This window comes from Parapedobacter sp., assembly GCF_035556095.1.
Lineage (GTDB): Bacteria > Bacteroidota > Bacteroidia > Sphingobacteriales > Sphingobacteriaceae > Parapedobacter.
Map to the genome: position 1 here is coordinate 1 of NZ_DATMFT010000003.1, position 21,963 is coordinate 21,963.

21 protein-coding genes are annotated in these 21,963 nt (G+C 48.9%); 12 read left to right on the forward strand and 9 right to left on the reverse strand.

What is annotated here, in order from left to right:
* The first annotated feature begins 123 nt into the window (after nucleotides 1-123).
* From VNQ80_RS00470 to VNQ80_RS00515, 10 genes are all read left to right on the forward strand, one after another.
* Complete coding sequence (locus tag VNQ80_RS00470) at nucleotides 124-1,518, forward strand: OmpA family protein (protein ID WP_325635247.1); 1,395 nt, start codon at nucleotides 124-126, stop codon at nucleotides 1,516-1,518.
* Nucleotides 1,519-1,680: 162 nt separating this feature from the next.
* Complete coding sequence (locus tag VNQ80_RS00475) at nucleotides 1,681-1,866, forward strand: CsbD family protein (RefSeq protein ID WP_325635249.1); 186 nt, start codon at nucleotides 1,681-1,683, stop codon at nucleotides 1,864-1,866.
* A gap of 91 nt (nucleotides 1,867-1,957) precedes the next feature.
* The gene (surE, locus tag VNQ80_RS00480) at nucleotides 1,958-2,734 is read left to right on the forward strand and encodes a 5'/3'-nucleotidase SurE (protein ID WP_325635251.1); all 777 of its coding nucleotides are present in this window, start codon (nucleotides 1,958-1,960) and stop codon (nucleotides 2,732-2,734) included.
* Nucleotides 2,735-2,992 carry a hypothetical protein gene (locus VNQ80_RS00485; protein WP_325635253.1) on the forward strand — a complete coding sequence of 86 codons (258 nt, stop codon included), beginning with the start codon at nucleotides 2,735-2,737 and terminating at the stop codon, nucleotides 2,990-2,992.
* Nucleotides 2,989-3,861 (forward strand): 1,4-dihydroxy-6-naphthoate synthase, encoded by an 873-nt coding sequence (locus VNQ80_RS00490; RefSeq protein ID WP_325635255.1) that lies wholly within the window; start codon nucleotides 2,989-2,991, stop codon nucleotides 3,859-3,861. Before VNQ80_RS00485 ends, VNQ80_RS00490 begins: the two co-directional genes overlap by 4 nt.
* Nucleotides 3,862-3,973: 112 nt before the next feature.
* Nucleotides 3,974-7,264, forward strand: a complete 3,291-nt coding sequence (gene secA, locus VNQ80_RS00495; protein WP_325635257.1) for a preprotein translocase subunit SecA — start codon at nucleotides 3,974-3,976, stop codon at nucleotides 7,262-7,264.
* 12 nt (nucleotides 7,265-7,276) lie between these two features.
* Nucleotides 7,277-7,723: an SPOR domain-containing protein gene (locus tag VNQ80_RS00500; RefSeq protein WP_325635259.1), complete on the forward strand. Its 447-nt coding sequence runs from the start codon at nucleotides 7,277-7,279 to the stop codon at nucleotides 7,721-7,723.
* On the forward strand, nucleotides 7,710-8,897 hold the full coding sequence (locus tag VNQ80_RS00505) for a M20 family metallopeptidase (RefSeq protein ID WP_325635261.1): 1,188 nt from the start codon (nucleotides 7,710-7,712) through the stop codon (nucleotides 8,895-8,897). The genes VNQ80_RS00500 and VNQ80_RS00505 overlap by 14 nt, the downstream gene beginning before the upstream one ends.
* Before the next feature lie 9 nt (nucleotides 8,898-8,906).
* Nucleotides 8,907-9,422 carry a GNAT family N-acetyltransferase gene (locus VNQ80_RS00510; RefSeq protein WP_325635263.1) on the forward strand — a complete coding sequence of 172 codons (516 nt, stop codon included), beginning with the start codon at nucleotides 8,907-8,909 and terminating at the stop codon, nucleotides 9,420-9,422.
* 139 nt (nucleotides 9,423-9,561) lie between these two features.
* Nucleotides 9,562-11,349 carry a glycoside hydrolase family 15 protein gene (locus tag VNQ80_RS00515; RefSeq protein ID WP_325635265.1) on the forward strand — a complete coding sequence of 596 codons (1,788 nt, stop codon included), beginning with the start codon at nucleotides 9,562-9,564 and terminating at the stop codon, nucleotides 11,347-11,349.
* Here VNQ80_RS00515 and VNQ80_RS00520 read toward each other — a convergent pair.
* Nucleotides 11,339-13,534 carry a bifunctional alpha,alpha-trehalose-phosphate synthase (UDP-forming)/trehalose-phosphatase gene (locus VNQ80_RS00520; protein WP_325635267.1) on the reverse strand — a complete coding sequence of 732 codons (2,196 nt, stop codon included), beginning with the start codon at nucleotides 13,532-13,534 and terminating at the stop codon, nucleotides 11,339-11,341. The two genes, VNQ80_RS00515 and VNQ80_RS00520, sit on opposite strands and share 11 nt — an antisense overlap.
* A gap of 123 nt (nucleotides 13,535-13,657) precedes the next feature.
* Complete coding sequence (locus tag VNQ80_RS00525; protein ID WP_325635269.1) at nucleotides 13,658-14,968, reverse strand: M28 family peptidase; 1,311 nt, start codon at nucleotides 14,966-14,968, stop codon at nucleotides 13,658-13,660.
* Between the two features lie 244 nt (nucleotides 14,969-15,212).
* On the opposite strand from VNQ80_RS00525, the gene VNQ80_RS00530 reads away from it, so the two are divergent.
* On the forward strand, nucleotides 15,213-15,527 hold the full coding sequence (locus VNQ80_RS00530; protein ID WP_325635271.1) for a rhodanese-like domain-containing protein: 315 nt from the start codon (nucleotides 15,213-15,215) through the stop codon (nucleotides 15,525-15,527).
* 21 nt (nucleotides 15,528-15,548) lie between these two features.
* Nucleotides 15,549-15,737, forward strand: a complete 189-nt coding sequence (locus VNQ80_RS00535) for a DUF6358 family protein (protein WP_325635273.1) — start codon at nucleotides 15,549-15,551, stop codon at nucleotides 15,735-15,737.
* Nucleotides 15,738-15,739: 2 nt separating this feature from the next.
* On the opposite strand, the gene VNQ80_RS00540 is transcribed toward VNQ80_RS00535, so the two are convergent.
* From VNQ80_RS00540 to trmD, 7 genes are all read right to left on the reverse strand, one after another.
* Nucleotides 15,740-16,474, reverse strand: a complete 735-nt coding sequence (locus VNQ80_RS00540) for a 2-phosphosulfolactate phosphatase (RefSeq protein ID WP_325635275.1) — start codon at nucleotides 16,472-16,474, stop codon at nucleotides 15,740-15,742.
* 9 nt (nucleotides 16,475-16,483) lie between these two features.
* On the reverse strand, nucleotides 16,484-17,566 hold the full coding sequence (gcvT, locus tag VNQ80_RS00545; RefSeq protein ID WP_325635277.1) for a glycine cleavage system aminomethyltransferase GcvT: 1,083 nt from the start codon (nucleotides 17,564-17,566) through the stop codon (nucleotides 16,484-16,486).
* 145 nt (nucleotides 17,567-17,711) lie between these two features.
* Nucleotides 17,712-18,053, reverse strand: a complete 342-nt coding sequence (locus tag VNQ80_RS00550) for a single-stranded DNA-binding protein (RefSeq protein ID WP_325635279.1) — start codon at nucleotides 18,051-18,053, stop codon at nucleotides 17,712-17,714.
* Nucleotides 18,054-18,206: 153 nt separating this feature from the next.
* Nucleotides 18,207-18,989 (reverse strand): indole-3-glycerol phosphate synthase TrpC, encoded by a 783-nt coding sequence (gene trpC, locus VNQ80_RS00555; RefSeq protein ID WP_325635281.1) that lies wholly within the window; start codon nucleotides 18,987-18,989, stop codon nucleotides 18,207-18,209.
* Nucleotides 18,986-19,630: an aminodeoxychorismate/anthranilate synthase component II gene (locus VNQ80_RS00560; RefSeq protein ID WP_325635283.1), complete on the reverse strand. Its 645-nt coding sequence runs from the start codon at nucleotides 19,628-19,630 to the stop codon at nucleotides 18,986-18,988. The genes trpC and VNQ80_RS00560 overlap by 4 nt, the downstream gene beginning before the upstream one ends.
* Nucleotides 19,631-19,640: 10 nt before the next feature.
* Nucleotides 19,641-21,050 carry an anthranilate synthase component I family protein gene (locus VNQ80_RS00565; protein WP_325635285.1) on the reverse strand — a complete coding sequence of 470 codons (1,410 nt, stop codon included), beginning with the start codon at nucleotides 21,048-21,050 and terminating at the stop codon, nucleotides 19,641-19,643.
* A 232-nt stretch (nucleotides 21,051-21,282) separates the two neighbouring features.
* Nucleotides 21,283-21,960, reverse strand: coding sequence for a tRNA (guanosine(37)-N1)-methyltransferase TrmD (gene trmD / locus VNQ80_RS00570; RefSeq protein WP_325635441.1), 678 nt, complete (start codon nucleotides 21,958-21,960; stop codon nucleotides 21,283-21,285).
* Nucleotides 21,961-21,963: the final 3 nt, after the last annotated feature.

Genomic DNA, 21,963 nt, shown 5'->3' on the forward strand with positions numbered 1-21,963 from the left:
AGAAAATCATAAAAAGGAAAAAAACTGGAATAGTATTTGCAAATATTGCGGGAATCAAACTATTGGTTATTTTTGCGAGAAATTAGACAATTAAAAATTTTTAACCTTAAAAAAAACAAGAGTATGAATTATTCTACAATCAAAACGGCAGTTGCTTGCTCGCTTGTAGCGGCCTTCGGGCTCACAGATACAGTGCAGGCACAAGAGCCGACTGTATTTGGAGGAAGATCCCAATACAGGACATGGTCTATTGGTGTGAATGGTGGTTTTACTACGCCTTCAGTGATTATCGGTGGATCGAATGCGTTCAACCAAAAAGTAGGTTTCGGCGAGTACAAATTACGCGAATACTACGGCATCACCATCCGCAAGCAACTATCAAGCTGGTTTGGTTTGGAGGCTGCTGGTAACCGCGGTCGTATCTTCACGTACAACAACAATGGTGTAGGACACAATATGTTGTTCGGCGCTGCAAACGGTGGTGCGGCAGGGGCTTCTTACCAATCCGCTGAGACTTCCGTTCAATACGCAGCTAGCTTAAACGGTGTATTCCAGTTGGCAACAATTGATTTCCTACGTCGTGAGAACGCTGTCAATTTCTACGCAAGCGTAGGTTATGGTCTGATTGCTTTTAACCCAGTGGCTTACACTGATGCAGACGGTTCAGCTGGTGCTTGGGATAATAAAGGTGCGTGGGGCGAAGAATTCCCTGGTGAGCGTACCGGTGCCCATGACCGTGATTTCAAACGTGAAACCTACATCCCTGTTGGTGTGGGTGTGAAATTCAAGTTGTCTGATCGTGTGGCATTGAACTTGGGTTATACGATGAACTTTGTTGATGACAAAGCATTGTTCGGCCCAGTTGTTGACCGTGCAGCTAACGACAAATTCTCTTACACTTACGCTGGTTTAGAATTCTCTTTGGGTTCTTCTTCGAAACCGGATTTGACTTGGCACAACCCTGTGTCTACCTTGTATGACGAGTTGAAAGATCCTTCACTCCGCAACGAGCTGGAAGCATTGAAACAACGCGTATCTACATTGGAAGGCATTGTTGATGAGTTGAATAATGACGAAGACGGTGATGGTGTTTCTGATCGCTTTGACAAGTGCCCAGGTACTCCTGCTGGTACGCAAGTTGACGGTGCTGGTTGCCCGATTAAGTTCCCAGAGCCTGAAACCAAGAGTGTTTCTGGAACGTATTCGAACATCCAATTTGAGTTTGATAGCTCTGTATTGAAGACCGAATCATACTCAATCCTTGATCGGTTGTCTTCTGAATTGCGCGAAAGCGGTGCCACCGTTACATTGGACGGCCACGCTTCTGCTGAAGGTTCTGAAGCTTACAACATGACGTTGTCAAAAGACCGTGCTAACTCGGTAAAACAATACTTGGTTAACTCTGGCGTTGACGCAGCCAAAATTAACGTTCAAGCTTTCGGCGAATCTGCTCCGATCGCTTCAAACGCTACTGAAGAAGGCCGCGTACTTAACCGTCGCGTTGAAATCAAGAATTAAGCAAGATTCAATAAGAAATTGCTGATAAGAGAACGGCCAATCCAATACGGATTGGCCGTTTTTCTTTTGGGCTGTTTTACGTCTGCCGATCTATCGTGGGTTGAGGCAAACATTCCTGCCGTATACGTGTTAATATATCAGTATTAACTAGAACATATAACGATGAGTAATTTAAAGTTAAAAGGAACTTGGAATGAGTTGAAAGGAAAGGCCAAACAGCAATACGCGGAACTGACGGATGATGACCTGCTGTATGAAGAAGGCAAGGAGGACGAGCTGATTGGGCGTATCCAAAAGAAAACTGGTAAAGCGCGAGACGAGGTTGTCGATTGGCTGAATCAGTTATAGTCGGGTAACTGAAGCCGACTTAACGTAACAATTAGACGAAAGCGTTATGGGTATAAACACCGGTAACGCTTTTTCTTTTTAACTTAGCCGCATGGTAAAAAGGAAACCCTCTATCCTGGTCGTGAATGATGACGGTATTACGGCCCCAGGCATCAAAGTATTGATCGAAGAAATGCAGCAAATCGGCGATGTTACTGTGGTAGCGCCCGAAGGACCCCAATCCGGCACAGGACACGCGATCACTATCGGCAAACCCCTGAGAATCGATCGCATATACATTTACCCTGACGTGGAAATGTACAAATGCTCGGGTACACCCGTAGACTGCGTCAAGTTGGCCGTGAATAAAGTTTTTAAAGGTAGGAAACCCGATATCTGCGTTTCAGGCATCAACCATGGGCTCAACAATTCAATCAACGTATTATACTCCGGTACCATGTCTGCCGCAGTGGAAGGCGCCATTGAAGATATCCCTTCGATTGGATTTTCCTATGACGATTTGGAGTATGACGCCGACTTTTCCAACTGCAGGCCCTATGTTCGTAGCATCACCAAGCAAGTCTTGGCCAACGGATTGGCTAAAGGCACGTTGCTTAATGTAAACTTTCCGAAGGGTGACGAGATAAAAGGGATTAAAATATGTAGACAGGCCGACGCAAAATGGGCGGAGGAGTTCGATGAACGGACTGATCCCAGCAATCGCAGTTACTACTGGCTCACCGGTGTGTTCCAGCTGCGCGATCGCGGCGAGGATACCGACGTATGGGCATTGCAAAACGGATATGCATCAATTGTACCGGTCCAATTCGATATGACCGCCCACCATGCGATACCTGAACTCAATTCTTGGAGCTTTGACACAAAGTAAATGAAGAGAAATTCATTTATCTTAGGGTGTCTTTCGGGGGGAGTATCCCCAGCGGTTGCTTATTTACTGAAAGTGTCCGCTTCATTGGGTACCACCATGCATCCGTTGAGTCTATATGTTGTCGCTGGAGCTTTCAATCTCTTACTTATCCGTTTTTTTTACGCGAAGGGGCTAGACCGGTGTGCACAAGGCGTGCTATTGATTACTTTTGTAGCGGTGCTGCTTTTGATTTTTATCGACAAACTGTCGTTAGTATGAGACTTTCGCTTGGATTTTCCCCTTGCCCCAATGACACGTTCATTTTTGACGCGCTTATTCACCATAAGGTTGATACGGAAGGGCTTAGTTTTGATGTATACTACGACGATGTGGAAACACTGAACCGAAAGGCATTCAATGCTGAAATGGACATAACTAAGCTAAGCTATCACGCATATGCGTATGCAGCAGATAAGTACATTTTGCTAGACGCTGGGAGTGCGCTGGGGTTTGGTGTGGGACCGCTGTTGATTAGCAAGGATCCGGAGCTGGCGAATCGGTTGTCGGCGGTTGACGGTGGTGGGTTGGCGGTCGAGAGGCAATTAACGATAGGTATCCCTGGAAAATATACGACCGCAAACTTTTTGTTGGGTTTAGCATTCCCAGGATTGGCCAACAAGCAAGAGATGGTTTTCTCAGCGATTGAGCAAGCGTTGGTCGACGGGCATATCGATCTTGGCCTTATTATTCATGAAAATCGCTTTACCTATCAAGATAAGGGGCTACATAAGGTTATGGACCTCGGTGATTTCTGGGAAAGAACGACGGGTGCGCCCATTCCATTGGGCGGTATTGTGGCAAGCCGCCGCTTACCTGACAGTATAAAACATAAAGTAAATCGTGTTTTACGCAAAAGCGTCGAGTTTGCACTTGCCAATCCGCAGTCCGGCATCGACTTTATCCGCTCGCACGCACAAGAAATGAGCGAAGAAGTCATGTATAAACACATCGAGCTGTATGTCAATCGGTTTTCGGTTGCGCTCGGCGATGAGGGGCGTGCCGCTATTCATACGCTTTTTAACAAGGCTTGGGCACTGCAATTGGTACCCCAGACCGCTAAGGACCTGTTCCTAGAATCTACAATCTAACATCGGCAATCTAAAATCTAATGACTAACTTTGCCCAGTATGTCATATTGGCGGAGATTGGTTTTTGGTGCCATTATTGACGATGAGGTGTGTCAGATAATAAACAATAGACATGTTAACATTCTTAAGTAAAATATTCGGCAGTAAGTCAGACCGGGATATCAAGCATATTCAACCGTTGGTAAGCAAAATCCAAGAAGAGTATCCGAAACTGGAATCCCTTACGAACGATGAGCTGCGGGCGAAGACGAGTGATTTTAAAAGACGTATCGCAGATTTTCTTGGTGATATCGATAAGGAAATAGCGTCTTTGAAAGCTGAAGCGGATCAAGAAGGTGTCGAGATGGTCGAAAAGACGGCCATCTACGACAAAATAGACAAATTGGGTAAGGATCGCGACCGTCAATTGGAAGAAGTGTTACTGCAATTGCTGCCAGAGGCATTTGCTGTCGTGAAAGAAACGGCACGGCGCTTTACCGAAAACAGTGAAATAACCGTTACTGCATCTGATTTTGACCGTGAGCTTGCCGCGTCGAAACCACATATCAAAATTATAGGTGACCAGGCGATTTGGCAAAACACGTGGGTAGCGGCTGGAACCGAAGTAACGTGGAACATGGTTCATTACGACGTGCAATTGATCGGTGGTATCGTCCTTCATGAAGGCAAGATTGCCGAGATGGCCACGGGTGAGGGTAAAACATTGGTGGGTACATTGCCGGCCTACCTCAACGCACTATCTGGCCAAGGCGTCCATATCGTAACGGTAAACGATTATCTCGCACGGCGTGACTCCGAGTGGAATGGTCCGTTGTTTGAGTTCCACGGACTGCGCGTAGATTGTATCGATAAACACCAACCTAATTCGCCCGCTAGGCGCAACGCCTACATGGCGGATATCGTGTTTGGCACAAACAACGAGTTCGGTTTTGACTACCTGCGTGATAACATGGCGCAGTCGCCGGAAGCGCTGGTACAACGGAAGTTGCATTTCGCCATGGTCGATGAGGTGGATTCGGTGTTGATTGATGACGCACGTACGCCGTTAATTATCTCCGGTCCGATACCACGGGGCGACCAGCATGAGTTTTACGAGCTTAAGCCGCGTATTGAGCGGTTGGTCAATACACAGAAAGCATTTATCAACGGTGTATTGAACGAGGCGAAAAAAGCGATTTCTTCAGGCGATACAGATGCCGAAAGTGGCGGCCTCGCCCTCTTGCGCGCCCACCGGGGGTTGCCGAAAAACAAGGCTTTGATTAAGTTTCTGAGTGATGGCAATAACCGGCAAGTGCTCCAAAAAACGGAAAACTTCTACCTGCAGGAGCAAAGTAAGAACATGCCCAAGGTGGATGCCGAGCTTTATTTCGTCATCGATGAAAAGAATAACCAGGTAGAACTCACTGAAAAGGGAATCGAACTGATTACCGCTTCGGGAGAGGACCCCAATTTCTTTATCATGCCCGATGTGGGTAGCGATGTGGCCGAAATTGAGAAATCGGCCCTTAGCCCGGAGGAAAAGCTGTCTAAGAAGGAGGAATTGATGCGCGACTTTTCTGTTAAATCGGAGCGTATCCACTCGGTAAACCAACTCCTCAAGGCCTATACGCTCTTTGAGCGCGATGATGAGTATATTATTGACGACGGCAAGGTTAAAATTGTAGACGAGCAAACCGGCCGTATTATGGAAGGCCGCCGTTATTCCGACGGGTTGCACCAAGCGATTGAAGCCAAAGAAAACGTAAAAGTCGAAGATGCCACGCAGACCTACGCGACAATTACCCTGCAGAACTATTTCCGCATGTACCATAAGTTAGCTGGTATGACGGGTACCGCGGTTACGGAAGCGGGTGAGCTTTGGCAGATCTATAAATTGGATGTGGTTGAGATACCGACAAACGTATCCATCCAGCGTGACGACAGGCATGACTTGATTTATCGGACCGCCCGTGAGAAATACAATGCGGTAGCCGCGGAGATCCATCGGCTCACCCAAGAGGGACGTCCCGTGCTGGTGGGTACTACCTCTGTGGAAATATCAGAGCTACTCAGTCGGACGCTTAAATTGCGTGGCGTAAAGCACAACGTGTTGAATGCGAAGCTGCATCAACGCGAAGCCGATATCGTTGCGGAAGCCGGCCAGCCAGGTATGGTGACGATTGCCACCAATATGGCCGGTCGTGGTACGGATATTAAGCTGGGCCCCGGTGTAAAGGATGCCGGTGGATTGGCGATCATCGGTACCGAGCGACATGAGTCTCGGCGTGTAGACCGCCAGCTGCGGGGCCGTGCCGGCCGTCAAGGCGACCCGGGGTCATCGCAGTTCTTCGTATCGCTCGAAGACCCACTGATGCGGTTATTCGCCTCCGAGCGGATTTCCAATATCATGGTAAAGATGGGCGTAGAGGAAGGTGAGGTTATGCAGCATAGCATGCTTACCAAATCCATAGAGCGCGCACAGAAGAAGGTCGAAGAAAACAACTTCGGTATCCGTAAACGCCTGCTTGAGTATGATGACGTGATGAACTCCCAACGGAGTGTTATCTATGCTAAACGTAAAAATGCGTTGTTCGGCGAGCGCTTGGATGTGGACCTGAACAATACCGTATTCGATGTGGTAGAAGACATTGTGACGACATACAAGGAGGGAGGTTCATACGACGACTTCCAACTGGAGGTAATCCGTGTTTTCTCATTGGACCCCGGTATCGATGCGGCAGAATTTACAGATCGCAGCGTCGTATCCCTTACGGACAAGCTTTTTGAGCACGTTATTTCCTTTTATCGTGGGAAAGCCGAGAAAATTGCGAAACAAACGCTACCAGTGTTGACCGATGTGTTTGCTACGCGGGGCGAGCAAATCGAAAATATTGTCGTTCCATTCTCAGATGGCCTTCGCGGTATCCAAGTGGCAACCAATCTGAAAAAGGCTGTCGAATCGGGTGGCAAAGAAGTGTTCAAGTCGTTCGAAAAGGGAGTCGTCCTCGCGTTGATTGATGAGGCCTGGAAAGAACACTTGCGGGATATGGACGAGTTGAAACAATCTGTCCAAAATGCCGTATATGAGCAGAAGGACCCTATCATTATCTATAAAATGGAGGCCTTCAACTTGTTCCGCGACATGCTTATTGAGATGAATAAAGACATTGTTGGTTTCCTATTCAAGGGAGAGATCCCCCAGCAACAGCCCCAAGACGTGCGTGAAGCGAGACCGGCGCCTCGGCAGGAGGCTCGGGTAAAAACATCTAAGCCCGAACTTGTTGGGGCTGGTGGTGGTGCCCCCGTAGAAGATACCCGCGAGCTACAGCGTACCCAACCCGTTCGAAACGAACAGAAAGTAGGTCGGAATGACCCCTGTCCTTGTGGCAGTGGTAAAAAGTATAAAAACTGCCACGGCGCGTAATTGATAAAGGTTATGGAAAAAAAAGGTTTCGTTGTACTCATCGTCCTATTCCTTGGTTTTTCCTGTATGGATAGCTTCTCCCAGCAACGTGGCGCGGTAGAAGTTGTGGCCGACCCATTGATTAGCCTGATGCAACGGAGCCGGAAGGGTACCAATATAACGGCTACCTCTTCAACCCGGCCGCCCGTAGATAAGGAAACTGCTACGCGTACCACAATGATGGGCTTCCGTGTCCAGATCTATTCGGGATCGGACCGCTCGGAAGCTTACGCCGAACAGGCCCGTTTCAAACGGTTGTACAGAGGTATCGATACCTACTTGAGCTACGAGGAGCCTAATTACCGGGTGAAAGTCGGTGACTTCAGAAGTAGAAACGAAGCGCAGGACCTTATGCAGGGCCTTCGGAAACAATTCGACAATGTGTTCGTCTTTACTGAAGAAATCTATGTATATCAATAAAATCCGTTCCCTTGCCGCCGAGATCCATGAGCAGACGGTGGGATGGCGACGGCACTTGCATCAAAACCCAGAACTTTCTTTCGAGGAATACGAGACGTCGGCTTTTGTAAAAGCCCAGCTAGACAGCCTCCATATTCCATATACCCCCATGGCCGATACAGGGGTGGTTGCACACATTCATGGCGGGAAGCCTTCTGATAAGGTCGTGGCGCTTCGGGCCGACATGGATGCGCTACCCATTACCGAAGTGGGCGGGCGTGAATATGGGTCAAAGCGTACCGGAGTAATGCACGCCTGCGGCCACGATGTACATACTGCCTCGCTATTGGGCACGGCGTATATCCTTCAGTCACTGAAAGCGGATTTCGGGGGAACCGTCAAACTCATATTCCAGCCTGGCGAGGAGCGTCTACCGGGAGGTGCCAGTCTTATGATCAAAGCGGGGGCACTGCAAAACCCCGCGCCGCAAGCGGTCATCGGGCAACATGTGATGCCACTTATTCCCGCAGGGAAGGTGGGCTTCCGGGCCGGAAAGTATATGGCATCTACGGATGAATTATATGTAGCCGTCAAAGGCCGGGGGGGGCACGGTGCCCAGCCCCAGCAGAACATAGACCCTGTGGTAATCACGGCACATATTATCACTGCCCTACAACAGGTTGTCAGCCGCATCGCTGACCCCAAAATGCCAAGCGTATTGTCCTTTGGCAAAGTTATCGCCGATGGCGCTACCAATGTAATCCCTGATGCCGTGTACCTTGAGGGGACCTTCCGTACATTTGACGAAAAGTGGCGGAAAGAGGCACACGAGCGGATGGTAAAAATGGCCGTCGGCATTGCCGAAAGTATGGGCGGATCATGCGACTTTGAGGTACGTAGCGGTTATCCCTTTCTGGTTAACGAAGAAAAGCTGACAGCTGAAATCCGTGGTTATGCGGAGGATTTCCTCGGCAAGGAAAATGTGGTCGACCTCGATCTTTGGCTCGCTGCTGAAGACTTCGCTTACTATTCACAAGTAGCAGATGCCTGTTTTTACCGTTTGGGCACCCGTAATGAGGCCAGGGGCATTACCTCCGCTGTGCATACCCCCACATTCGATATCGACGAAAACGCGTTAGCGCTGAGTACGGGTTTGATGGCCTATATTACCCTGCGCCGACTGGGTAGTGCGTAATTCACTTCCATGACCTTGAATAATGTAATGCTACGAGCAGCGACGGTAGCAGATTTACCTATTATCCGCCAGTTGGCCCATGATATCTGGTGGCCTACCTACGGGAGTTATCTCGCCCATGATCAGATCAGCTTGATGCTGGAATTGATTTATTCCGAGCCTGCATTACTGGGGCAGTTTGAAAAGGGACAGTACTTTACCTTGGCCCTTCGGGATCAAACTGCGGTTGGGTTTGTCGGTTTCCAGCCCAAAATCGGTCAGTCACAGGTCATGCGGATTGAAAAACTCTATGTCACTTCGTCCGAGCGGGGGAAAGGTACAGGAAAGCTGCTAATCAACCATGTTTCCCAACGGGCGCTCGACGCGGGCTGCTCTGCACTGGAACTGAATGTGAATCGGGATAATCCGGCTACGACGTTTTATGGCCGACAGGGGTTCGTTATTGTCGATACGGTGGACATCCCATACCATGGATATATCCTAAACGACTACGTGATGCGGAAAGAAATAGGGAGCCAAGAATAAAAGTCCCGAATGAAGAGAGATCGATAAAATTTCTTTTATATAATGCTCGTTTATATTGCATATAAAAGAAATTTACCTAAGTTTGAGACACATCGCACTCGCATTTCCATTTTTTTGAAATGTGATTAATAGGATACATATGGGAAATCGACATGTATATCATAGTGGAGTTATAGGAAATTGCAGTTACTTGGCACACGTCCAGAAAGACAGCAATGTGTCTTGGTTGTGCTGGCCCTCTTTTGACAGTTCGTTCGTTTTCGGTGGGTTGTTGGACGCCCAGAAAGGTGGGCGGTTTTCCATCCAGCCGGTGGGCGAATTCACGAGTAAACAATACTATATCGAGAATACTAACGTGCTTCGTACAGAGATAACCACGGCGGAAGGCACTTATCGAATTACCGATTTTGCTCCCCGTTTTAGACAATATGAGCGTTACTTCAAGCCGTTAATGCTCGTTAGGAAAATAGAGCCGTTGTCGGGGCGGCCACGGGTACGGATTATCTGCGAGCCGGTAAGCGCTTACGGCGCACAGACGTACAATAAGTTCCGGGGGAGTAACCATGTCGAATTCAGCAATGGTGTTGAGCAGATACGGCTGACGACTGACGTTCCCGTAAGCCACTTTTTCGGTGAGGAGACATTTGTTTTGGGAGGAACCAAGTACCTCGCCCTTACTTATGGCCAGCCGCTCGAAGCACCGTTGGAGCGCACCGTTGAACACTTCCTTCGAGAAACTACGAATTATTGGCGTACTTGGATAAAACACGCTACCATATCCGCTTTCTATCAGGAGGCTGTCATCCGTTCAGCACTTGCCTTAAAAATCCACCAGTATGAAGACACTGGAGCCATTATTGCGGCAGGCACTACGAGTTTGCCAGAATATCCCGGTAGCGGCCGCAATTGGGACTACCGCTTCTGCTGGCTGCGCGATAGCTACTATGTTATCACCGCATTAAACCATATCGGCCAGTTTGAGGAGATGGAACTTTACTCAAATTACATTACGAATATTACCCATGCAGATACGGGCCGGCTACAACCCTTGTATGGAATAAACGGCCAGTCTGAACTGACAGAGCAGCTACTGGATAATTTGGCGGGCTACCAAGGTAATAAGCCGGTGCGGATAGGTAACCAAGCCTATGAGCACATTCAGAACGATGTATACGGCCAGGCGATGATTGCGTTGCTTCCATTGTATACAGACTACCGTTTCGTTTTCAAAGAGCGGTCCGACGCGGGGCGTTGGGTTGATTATATCTTGGAGAAAATCGAAAAGACAATCGATGAAAAGGATGCAGGTATCTGGGAGTTTCGGAATTTCGCCAACCACCATTGTTACACCAACCTCTTCCAGTGGGCGGGAAGTGCTGCTGCACAAAAAATCGGAAAGGTCATCGGCGACCAGCAATTGATTAAGCGTGCGGGAGCATTGATGGAGCGCGCAGCACATTATATCGAATCCTGCTATGATGCTGAGCGACAGGTGTATACCAATGCAATGGGAAGTCCGCATTTGGATGCCAGTACGTTGCAGCTGATTATGATGCACTATCTCGACCCCTCATCCGAGCGGGCGCGCAACCACCTGGCAGCACTCGAAAAGGAGCTGAAGACCCCTGAAGGGCTTTTTTACCGCTATTTGCATTCGGATGATTTCGGCAAGCCTAAGTCGACATTCCTTATTTGTGCATTTTGGCATGTTGAGGCTCTGGCTTGCGTTGGCCGGGTAGATGAGGCGATTGCAACGTTTGAGAAATTGCTTACTTATGCGAACCACTTGATGTTATTCAGCGAGGATGTAGATGAGTCTGATGGGAGTCAATGGGGCAATTTCCCCCAAGCGTATAGCCATGTGGGGCTTATGAATGCGGCGTACCGGATCTCGATGAAACTCGATCGTCCGATTTTTAAGGGTTAGTGGCTGGGGTTTCGTTGGCCAGTTTCTGAAGCAGGGTGCGCGCGTCTCGTTGGCGTTTTAGGTAGAACCTCGCAGCCGATACTTCTGTGCCTACTTTGATGGTAAAAGCCTCCCGGGGCAGCACGTGGAACGTATCTTCGTCGGTACGGTCATCACCGATCGATAGGATAAAATCATATCGGTTTTCATGAAGGATATCCAATGTTGCTCGTCCTTTGTTCACCTCGGCACTCCGTATTTCCACCACTTTATCGCCATCGAGCAGCTGCAGCCCATATGAAGCCGAATAGTCACGTAGACCCTCAATCAATTCGTTTGCACGGAGGGCCCCCAGATCGCGTTGAACTTTGCGATAATGCCACGCTAGCGAGAAGCTTTTTTCTTCCACGAACGCTCCAGGTGTACGGTCTGCATACGATTCCATGAAGGCCCCTACTTCTTCTTTCCAAGTACTGGATAAGCCGCTCTTTAGGCGCCATTCCGAGTCGGGTTCTTTTGTCCAAACGCCGTGCTCTGCAATTAGGCTGTACGGTTTATTTTGGAACCATTTTTCAAGGGTGCTATGCTTTCTGCCGCTGATGATGACCAAATGGTTGTTGATATCAGTCTCCAGTGTATCAAGCAACCGGTAGAGCTCGTCATCGGGTGATGCTTTGTCTATATCGTCTTGGAAACCTACTAGCGTGCCATCGTAGTCGAGCAATAGCAGTCTGCTGGCGGCCTCTTTATAGTGGGTGATGATTTGGTCTTCAATAACCGGTCCGACCAACCTAGCCCTCGTGGTGGATTGTACTCTTTTCGTCTCGTCCAGTCTATTCATAAATAAAGTTGCCCAATGTTGTACTGTAAATTTAAATACGATTTGGCGCATGGCTTCCATGCGTTTGTTTACCTCGGCTACCGGCATGTTTAGCGCGGTCAGCAGCGCGTCTTGGATGTCGTTTACATTGTTTGGGTTAACGATCAGCGCATCGATCAGTTCATTGGCGGCACCTGCCATTTCGCTGAGGATAAGTACACCCGTATGATCGTTACGGCTGGCAATGTACTCTTTGCTAACCAGGTTCATCCCATCGCGCATAGGGGTCACTAAACAAACGTCAGCGACATTGTATAGTGCCGATATTTCTTCCACAGGGTAGCCATGATAAAAATAAGCTACTGGGTACCAGTCATAAAAACCGTACTCCGCATTGATGTGGCCGACCAAGCGGTCAATCTGGTCTTTAAGCTCCCGGTATTGAGGAACGGTGTCTCGTGAGGGTACCACGACCATGTATAACGTCACCCGCTTATGGAACGCTGGGTTTTTTGCAAGAAACAATTCAAAAGCTTCAAGCCGCTGCAAGATTCCTTTACTGTAATCCAGGCGGTCTATGGATAGAATGATTTTCTGGTCCTTGAAATTCGATTTTAACTCGGTGACACGCGCCACCACTTTCTCGTTTGACGATAGCACGGAAAACCGGTTGCTATCGATACCCATGGGGAACGGCTCAACAACGATGGTACGCCCGTCCACTTCCAGCTTGTTGGAGTTACTGTTGGTACCGGTAAGCCGGGTGGCTGAGCTGATAAAATGCCGTACATCATCAAATGTATGGAAGCCGAGTAAATCTGCCCCCAACATTCCCGCTAGCAGTTCTCGACGCCAAGGAATCAAGCGAAATAGTTCTTGCGAAGGGAATGGGATATGTTGGAAAAAGCCGATGGAAGCATCGGGTAATGCATCCCGGAGCAAGCCGGGGAGCAACAACAGCTGGTAGTCGTGGACCCAAATGGTATCGTCGGGCCCGGCTACTTTGAGCACGAGGTCTCGGAATTTTTCGTTCACCCGGATGTAGATTTGCCAATTTTCCAGTTCGTAGACAGCATAGTTGGGCATGTAGTGGAAAATTGGCCATAACACCTCGTTGGAGAACCCCTCGTAAAAGCCTTTTACCTCGCTATTGTCGAGGAAGATGGGAACGAGCCGTTTCTCTTCCAATAATGCGGTGAAATGAGCTTCCTGTTCAGGGCTGTCGAGGATAATGCCCGGCCAGCCAATCCACGTATTCTCACCCTGTGCGTGGATGGAAGCCAGGCCGGTTGCCAAGCCACCTTCACTGGGGTGCAACGCATATCCGTCACCATCTTCTGTTATTTTTATGGGTAATCGATTGGATACAATAATGGTTTTACTCACAGTATTTGATTTTATATGCATTGCTTGGCCCATAGGGCGGCACCGCAAAAGCGAGCATGTCAGCCGGGTTTCAACTGCTCACTAATATAATGATAACGCAACTAACAACCAAAAGTTTGGCGCTTACCGCTCCAATTTGGGAACCCGGGTAGGTGTGTCTTTACCCGACACGATACTCCTCGCCCCCATTGCAATCGCTTGGATGGACGACACGATGTTGTTGATGTCCAGCGTTTCCACCTCGTCTTTAACGGTGTGGTAGTATCGGTCTTGATCAATCTGTACAGTTGCAAATGTGTGGGCTGGAACGCCCAACGCTGCTAAAGACGCGTTATCACTTCGATAGAATAGATTTTGAGCGGGATAAGGGTCGGGGTGAAAGGTGAAATCGGTGTTTTCCACGTTCTGCTGCATGATTTTCGCCAGGTTGGACTGATCATAGCCAGTTACGTATAACGAGTTGGGGCCAAACCGGGAATCTTTGCCGATCATCTCGATGTTAATCATTGCTACCACTTGGTCAGCATTGATTTGCGTTGAGAAATACGTTGACCCTACGAGGCCCATTTCTTCAGCTGTAAAAGCGACGAAGAGCAGGGTACGCGCATTATCATTTCGTTTTTTATAATAATTGGCCAGGCTAATGACGGCCGATACGCCGGAGGCATCGTCATCGGCTCCATTGGCAACGGAATCCTGGCCTACGGCATCAATAATGCCAATATGGTCATAGTGGGCCGAAAAGATCACATATTCCTGTGGTTTTGATTTACCCGGTAACATGCCCACCACATTAAACAAGGGTTGCTCTTCAATGCTGTTGGTGAATGCAACGCGGAAGGATGTAGGTATGTTGTTACCCAGTACATAAACGATCGACGGGGTCGGGGAAGTGCTATGATGATCCGGCTTGATACGATCGCGCATCAGGAGGTCCCGGTATCGATTAAACAGGTTGGCAAAACTGGTGTCGATGACGACGATGGCGTCTTTTCCGCCGGTTGCAGCTTCCCGGAAGCGTTGTGCAAAGTCCTCCCCAGCTCCGATTTTAATCAGCGAAACACCGGGATCGGTATTCCAATTCACGCCGGGCCTATTGCTCGATATAATGATGTGGTCTTGGGGTATCTCTACACCGTCGAACGTCACCTCCCACGTAGCGATGCGAATTTGCGATACTTCAAATGTCTGCCTGAAATGGGGCTCATCAGCAAAGGGTTGCAGTCCAATCCTAGTGAATTCCGAAGCGATGAAATCGGCAGCGCGTTCCACCCCGGGTGTAAATGCCGCCCTTCCCTGCATATCGTCTGCCGCGAGGGTATGCAATATCCTTTTCACCTCATTGGTGTCAACCACCCGTTGCGGTGATTGGCGGGCAGCACATCCCGCTAGTAAACAAAGCGCCAACAAAATCTGGCCTAGCCGTTTAATCATCACGTAATCGTTATAATATATTCAAATTTAGACAATTTTCCCTACTATCCTGCTTCTTATTTGGTGGATTAGCACTATCTTTGGGTACGACAAAGTAAGGCGATGAGCTCGACGTGATTGAAAAAGCGTTATTCCCCTTCATGCTTATTTAAAGGAGGCATGACGAATGCTTCGTCACTTAAGGGAGATTTTTCAGACATCACATCGGCTCCATCTGATCATTGAAAATTTAAATGATAATTAAATGAAAGCAATCACCGTTGAGGAACTCAAATCGAAAATTGAGAACAATGAAGATTTTCAGTTGATTGACGTACGAGAGGAATTTGAATACGAAACATCCAATATTAATGGGGAACATATTCCTTTGGCTGAAGTGGTACTTGAACAGGATAAAGTATCGCGTGATAAGCCGGTGATTGTTCACTGCCGTAGTGGCAAGCGGAGTGCCCAAGCCATTATGCTGCTTGAGCGGGAAGGGTTCGATAACCTTTACAACTTGGAGGGGGGAATACTGGCGTGGCGTGATGCGTTCGACCCGGATATGGAGGTGTATTGATTTCCGGCACTTACGGCCAAAATGAAGACATATTTCCTATATAACATCTTGCTTAATATCGCGTTGATTCTGATGGGACTCGCGGTTTGGGCAGCTTACCAGTCGGGCGAATACCCCATACTGGCCATTACCGTAGCGATCATCGCTATATTAGGTTGGTTGAAATACCGGCTGTTAAAACAGGTGAGGCAAGGTACCAAAGGTAAGTAACCTTATTGCGCAGCAGGCATATATTCGGGTAGACAGACCAGTTTACCTTTTTTCATCACCGGTATCGCCGTTACGAGATCCTCCTGCAGGCAGAAGGCAATGTCTTCTTCGATGCGAAGGTGTTTCATGCGCTTGCTATGAGAAGCTTTAGCCAGGAATGCCCCGAGGTTATCCCGGGCATTGAGATAGAGGCTTCGTGCGGCATTCGCTGCATCGTCCAGTTCCACTCCGCTGGCTTCGAGCCGATCAACCACAGCACCGGCGAAAACGGTGTCTTCCAGGCTCATGTGGTTCTTCCATCCCGCGCAGACCAACAGCACGTGGCCGTCCTGTTTTCTTAGCCAATGGGTAAGGGAACTGATGTTTAGAAACGAGCCCATTACCACCGTTTTTGCGTTTTTACAAAGGTTGATGGCTCGGGTTCCGTTCGTTGTAGTCAATACCACCGTCTTTCCTGCTACTTTCTCAGGCGTATAGGAAAAGGGTGAATTACCGAAATCAAACCCATCCACTACCGCACCGTCGCGCTCGGCAGCCAACAAGTAGCCTTTTTCCTTATAAGCCAAGCATTCATCTATTTCGGCAACAGGGATAATGGCACGCGCGCCGTTTGCCAATCCATAGCACATGGAAGACGAGGCTCGGAAAATATCAATCACTACGGCCGTTGTATTATCCGCGTCATAAAGCGGCAGCAATGCGGGGCTTAGGCATACGTTCACACTTTTTAGTGCCATTTGTTTCGGTTACTTTACAAAAGGGGGTTTTACAACCACCGCTTTCACACGGTTGTTGCGTATGGTAATGTATAGCTCATTTCCTTCCTTCGCCTGGTCTATGGCAACATACCCCAGTCCAATGGATTTCTTGAGTGTTGGCGACTGCGTGCCCGAGGTCACCCTGCCGATGGTGTTGCCGTCTGCATCCACGATGTCGTATCCTTGTCTTGGTATTCCACGATCAATCATCTCGAAACCTACGAGCTTATGCTTTAACCCCGTGTCCTTCTGTTTTTTTAACCCCTCGGCGTTGACGAAATCTTTCGTAAACTTGGTGACCCATCCCAACCCAGCCTCCAATGGGGAGGTGGTATCGTCGATGTCATTACCATAGAGGCAGAAGCCCATCTCCAGCCGCAGGGTGTCGCGTGCGCCCAAACCTATTGGTTTAATACAGTAAGGTTCGCCGGCTTCGAAGATGGCGTCCCAAACCTTTTGGGCGTCCTTGTTGGCGACGTAGACCTCGAATCCGCCCGCTCCCGTATAGCCTGTAGCAGATACGAGCACGTTGTCGGCCCCGGCGAACGAACCTTTGGCAAACGTATAGTAACTCATGGTGGCCAGGTCCATATCGGTGAGGCTACCCAATACATCTGCTGATTTAGGCCCCTGTACCGCAAACAGGGAGGTTTCATCAGAAATGTCTTTCATGGTAACACCATAGGAGTTATATTTAGAAATCCAATCCCAATCTTTTTGGATATTTGACGCGTTTACGACAAGGAGGTAGGTTCTTTCATCGATTCGATATATAAGGAAGTCATCCACTATGCCACCTGTCTCGTTCGGTATATAGGCGTATTGAATTTTGCCGTCTGTTAGGCGGGAGGCATCGTTGGCGCTGATTTTCTGGATGAGGTCCAGAGCGCCATCGCCCTTAAGGATGAATTCACCCATGTGGCTAACGTCGAATACGCCTACTCCTTTGCGGACAGTCTCGTGTTCGTCGTTGATCCCGGAATATTGAATAGGCATATTAAAGCCTGCAAAGGGAACCATCTTTGCCCCCAGGGCTACGTGTACATCAGTGAGTGCGGTGTTTTTTGCCATACAAGCCAACGTTAACTTGCCGCAAAGCTAAGGAAAAAAGCCTATAAAAGTCAATTTAACCACAAAGTAGACGGAGGGAGCGCGAAGCTGTCTTTGCGCTCCCTGGTTGCCTCTGGTACCCGAAGTATGCCATGAATTCGGCCCTTCACTCGGGTTTGCGGTTCAGTTGCAACACCTCCTTCACGTTTACTTCCGTAACATAGCGGGTTACGCCGTCTTTATCGACGTATTGGCGGTTTACCAGCTTGCCCTCAATAGCAATCTCGGATCCCTTCGTCAACGCTTTTTCGGCAAAAGCTGCCTGACGCCCCCAGAACACGAGGTGATGCCATTGGGTGTGGGTAGTCCATTCCCCCTGTTCGTTTCGGTACCGTTCATTGGTAGCCAACGATACCCGCGCTAGATTGGTGCTTTCGTTGAGTGTTTTCATTTCGGGGTTCTTTCCTAAAAACCCGGTTAGCCTAACGCTGTTTTTTAATGAAGCCATGATGCTTAAAAATTAATTAGTGAAACAATCGATTAACGACCGACGGCATTGCCAGCCATCGACAAAACAAAGATGGGGCTTCAAGGCAGGAATAGCCGTATGATAAACGGATATATCCGGATATATCCGTTTATAATCGGCTTTGGGAAGGATTTAGATTTTTTTCACGAATTCTTTTACTGCTTTCGTGGGGTCGGCGGTTTTCATAAAATTTTCGCCGATGAGAAACCCTTCGAAACCGGCACCGCGTAGCTGGCGGATGGTATCGGGGTTGCTGATGCCACTTTCGGAGACCTTGATGAACCGCTCGGGAATCAAATCTACCAATTCCAACGAATGGTCGAGCGAGACGGAGAAGTCGTTCAGGTTGCGGTTATTTACACCGATGGCATCCACGCTATCCATCGCGCTGCGCTCCAACTCCTCGCGGTTATGCACTTCCAGCAATACGTTCAGTCCAAGAGATTTTGCCGATTCCGACAATGTTTTAACCTGCTGTGCGTCTAGCACGGCTGCGATTAATAGGATGATATCCGCTCCGTGGGCCTTGGCTTCCACAATTTGATACTCATCGATAATAAACTCCTTGCGGAGCAGGGGTATCGCTAATGCGGTGCGGGCCGCAACCAAGTCATCGAGGCTTCCTTTAAAAAAAGGACTATCCGTCAGTACAGACACGGCTGAAACGCCGGCCTCCTGATACCCCCCCACCACGGTGGCTACCGGTGAGTGATCATTGATTATACCCTTTGACGGTGATGCGCGCTTGTATTCAGCTATGATGCCGTTCTTTTCCGGATGGCGTATGGCCTCGCGCAAGGAGAGGCAGGGATGAGCGAAGAGCGGCTTTCGCTCTAGTTTGGTAACTGGAACGGCAGCTTTTGCCTGTTCCACCTCCGTAATTTTCGTAGCGATTATTTTATCTAAAATGGTCATTGCTCCGTGTTCAATGATAAGTGATTGGTTGTGGGCGAAGGGTAATCAGTACCGGGCATTAGCCAATTGGCAATCATGGCTTTGCCGTGGTGAGTAAGTACCGACTCGGGGTGGAACTGTAATCCCTTAACGTCAAGTGTCCTGTGTGCAAGTGCCATGATAACGCCGTGTTCATCTTCGGCAGTGATACGCAGCACATCGGGGAACCCTTCGTGTGCCACGGCCCACGAGTGGTATCGGCCTACAGGAAAAGACTGCGGCAGGCCCGTAAATATCGGTTCGTCGTCGACCTTGATGAGCAGCGGGGTAGCCGTGCCGTGCACGGGTTTGCTGAGGTTATATAGCTTGCCGCCGAATACCTCGGCGATGGCCTGTTGCCCGAGGCATATGCCGAGGATGCTTTTTGTTGTGCCGTATTCGCGGATAACATCCAGAAGCAGCCCGGCCTCCTCAGGGATACCAGGGCCCGGCGACAGCAGGATTTTGTCAAAGCTGGCCACGTCTTCCAATGCAAATTTGTCATTTCGCCATACGGTGGCATCGTGCCCACACTCATGTAGCAAGTGCACTAAATTGAATGTGAATGAATCGTAATTGTCGATCACCAGTATCCGGGGTGATTGCTTTTGAACGCTGTCCATTGTATTTATATCAAATATCTTGTGCCAGTTCCATTGCTTTACGCAATGCGGCAATTTTGTTATTTACTTCTTGGAGTTCCTTTTCGGGATCCGAATCGGCTACGATGCCTGCCCCAGCCTGGTAGTGCAGGGTGTTGTTCCTGCTCAGGAATGAGCGAATCATAATGGCGTGGTTGAAATCATCATTGAAACCCATGTAACCAATAGCTCCGCTGTAGAAGCTTCGTTGTTGGTTTTCATACCGGTCGATGAGCTGCATGGCCATGTGTTTGGGGGCGCCGCTAAGCGTACCGGCTGGAAAGGTGTCGCCCACCACATCAAATGAGTTCACCCCTTCGCGCAGCGAGCCACAGACCTTAGACACCAAATGGATGATGTGTGAATAATATTGTGCTTCTTTGTAGGTTTTCACATGCACATCTTCACAATGCCTGCTCAGGTCGTTGCGCGCGAGGTCGACGAGCATCACGTGCTCTGCACTCTCTTTGGGGTCTTCTTTCAGTGCTGCTGCTATTTTCTCGTCCTGCTGCTGATTACCGCTTCGCTTGAAGGTGCCCGCAATGGGGTAGATCGTGGCTTCCCGGTCGCGGATGGTCAACTGTGCTTCGGGCGACGAGCCGAACAGCTTGAAATCGCCATAGTCGAAATAAAACAGATATGGTGATGGATTGATAGACCGGAGCGTGCGGTACACATTGAACTCATCGCCCAGAAACGGACGGGAAAATCCCCGCGACGGTACGATCTGGAAAACATCACCACGAAAAATATGGGTTTTCATTTTTCCGACCAGTGTTTTGAAGTCCGCATCGCCCATGTTTGACGCTTCGTCGCCATTGAGCGAGAAATGATATTCGGGAAAGTTTTTGTTCTGGATGAGGTACTGAATCTTTTCAAGTCCCGACGGGCTGTCATCATCTTCCAGCTGGTGTTCGAAAATAAAAAGCTGGTTTCGGAAATGGTCTATCGCGATGATATAGCGATAGATGTGGTATTGCATGAAAGGAATATCCCGCTCGGGGTCTTGCGGGGTTTCCAGCTGAATATCCTCAAAGTGGGAGACCGTATCAAATGTAAAGAAACCGAAAAGACCATTGGAAATGAAGTTGAATTCGTCTCCGACGCTGTCCGCAAAAGCACCCCTAAAGGTCGAGACTTCCTCACGGAGGTTGATTTCTGCTGCTGGCTTTCGTGTGACCGGCAGGCCGGGATACTGGATCTCGAGCGTATCACGATCAAGCTTGATGCCCGCAATCGGTTCGCAACAGATGTAGCTCATGTTGTTTTCACGGCTGTGGTAGTCGGAACTTTCTAGCAATAGGCTATTGGGAAATACATCGCGCAGCCGCAGGTATGTACTCACCGGCGTTGTCGTATCTGCCAGTAACCTTTTGTAAACAGTTTTAAATCGATATGCCATATCATTCGTTAAGTAAATCACACAAAAAAACCCGACGGATTCTTCAAAACGTCGGGCCGAATATTCTAAAGCCTTGGTTGATTAGGAATATACAACTGTTCCCTCAAACCCGACGTTATTACTGCCGAGCCACCACCATAATCCGATGTGGAACTTATTCATAATCATACGGAGCAAAAATATAAAAAAATTTAACGAAACAAATTTTATTTTGTTGCTATTTGCTGTTTGCTCAATCATCCAGTAAATCCGGCCTTCGCGATTCGGTACGAGCGAGGGCTTGCTCGTCGCGCCATCGGTTTATCGCTGCTTCATTGCCGCTGAGCAGTACGTCGGGTACTTTATGCCCACGCCAGTCGGCAGGCCGGGTGTAGATGGGCGCATCCAGCAGCCCCCCCTGAAACGAGTCTGAGAGTGCTGAAGTTTCATCCGAAAGTACCCCCGGCAGCAATCTTGCCACGGCATCCACCAGCACGGCGGCCGGTAGTTCTCCACCTGAAAGCACATAGTCGCCGATGGACAGTTCGCGCGTTACGAAGATATCACGGATGCGTTGGTCGATGCCCTTATAATGCCCGCAAAGGATGATGAGGTTGTCTTTGGTCGAGAGGTTGTTGGCGATAGACTGGTTGAGTGTTTCTCCATCCGGTGTCATAAAGATCACTTCGTCATATTGCCGGGCCGCCTGCAGCTTTTCGATACATTTGGCAAAGGGCTCCACCTGCATCACCATCCCGCTACCGCCACCATAGGGGTAATCGTCCACGCTTCTGTGTTTATTGTCTGCGTAATCTCGCAGGTTATGCACCACAATCTCGCACAATCCCTTTTTCTGGGCACGTTGCAGAATGGAATGCATAAATGGGCTTTCGAGCAGGCCCGGCAGTACCGTGATGATATCAAAGCGCATGGA

Coding starts and splice junctions, on each gene's coding strand:
- VNQ80_RS00550 (WP_325635279.1), bottom strand. CDS start 18,053: ATGGCTTCATTAAAAAACAGCGTTAGGCTAACCGGGTTTTTAGGAAAG.
- gcvT (WP_325635277.1), bottom strand. CDS start 17,566: ATGGCAAAAAACACCGCACTCACTGATGTACACGTAGCCCTGGGGGCA.
- VNQ80_RS00500 (WP_325635259.1), top strand. CDS start 7,277: ATGGAAAAAAAAGGTTTCGTTGTACTCATCGTCCTATTCCTTGGTTTT.
- VNQ80_RS00490 (WP_325635255.1), top strand. CDS start 2,989: ATGAGACTTTCGCTTGGATTTTCCCCTTGCCCCAATGACACGTTCATT.
- VNQ80_RS00505 (WP_325635261.1), top strand. CDS start 7,710: ATGTATATCAATAAAATCCGTTCCCTTGCCGCCGAGATCCATGAGCAG.
- VNQ80_RS00475 (WP_325635249.1), top strand. CDS start 1,681: ATGAGTAATTTAAAGTTAAAAGGAACTTGGAATGAGTTGAAAGGAAAG.
- VNQ80_RS00515 (WP_325635265.1), top strand. CDS start 9,562: ATGGGAAATCGACATGTATATCATAGTGGAGTTATAGGAAATTGCAGT.
- VNQ80_RS00530 (WP_325635271.1), top strand. CDS start 15,213: ATGAAAGCAATCACCGTTGAGGAACTCAAATCGAAAATTGAGAACAAT.
- VNQ80_RS00470 (WP_325635247.1), top strand. CDS start 124: ATGAATTATTCTACAATCAAAACGGCAGTTGCTTGCTCGCTTGTAGCG.
- trmD (WP_325635441.1), bottom strand. CDS start 21,960: ATGCGCTTTGATATCATCACGGTACTGCCGGGCCTGCTCGAAAGCCCA.
- secA (WP_325635257.1), top strand. CDS start 3,974: ATGTTAACATTCTTAAGTAAAATATTCGGCAGTAAGTCAGACCGGGAT.
- VNQ80_RS00540 (WP_325635275.1), bottom strand. CDS start 16,474: ATGGCACTAAAAAGTGTGAACGTATGCCTAAGCCCCGCATTGCTGCCG.
- VNQ80_RS00485 (WP_325635253.1), top strand. CDS start 2,735: ATGAAGAGAAATTCATTTATCTTAGGGTGTCTTTCGGGGGGAGTATCC.
- trpC (WP_325635281.1), bottom strand. CDS start 18,989: ATGACCATTTTAGATAAAATAATCGCTACGAAAATTACGGAGGTGGAA.
- VNQ80_RS00565 (WP_325635285.1), bottom strand. CDS start 21,050: ATGGCATATCGATTTAAAACTGTTTACAAAAGGTTACTGGCAGATACG.
- VNQ80_RS00560 (WP_325635283.1), bottom strand. CDS start 19,630: ATGGACAGCGTTCAAAAGCAATCACCCCGGATACTGGTGATCGACAAT.
- VNQ80_RS00525 (WP_325635269.1), bottom strand. CDS start 14,968: ATGATTAAACGGCTAGGCCAGATTTTGTTGGCGCTTTGTTTACTAGCG.
- VNQ80_RS00535 (WP_325635273.1), top strand. CDS start 15,549: ATGAAGACATATTTCCTATATAACATCTTGCTTAATATCGCGTTGATT.
- surE (WP_325635251.1), top strand. CDS start 1,958: ATGGTAAAAAGGAAACCCTCTATCCTGGTCGTGAATGATGACGGTATT.
- VNQ80_RS00510 (WP_325635263.1), top strand. CDS start 8,907: ATGACCTTGAATAATGTAATGCTACGAGCAGCGACGGTAGCAGATTTA.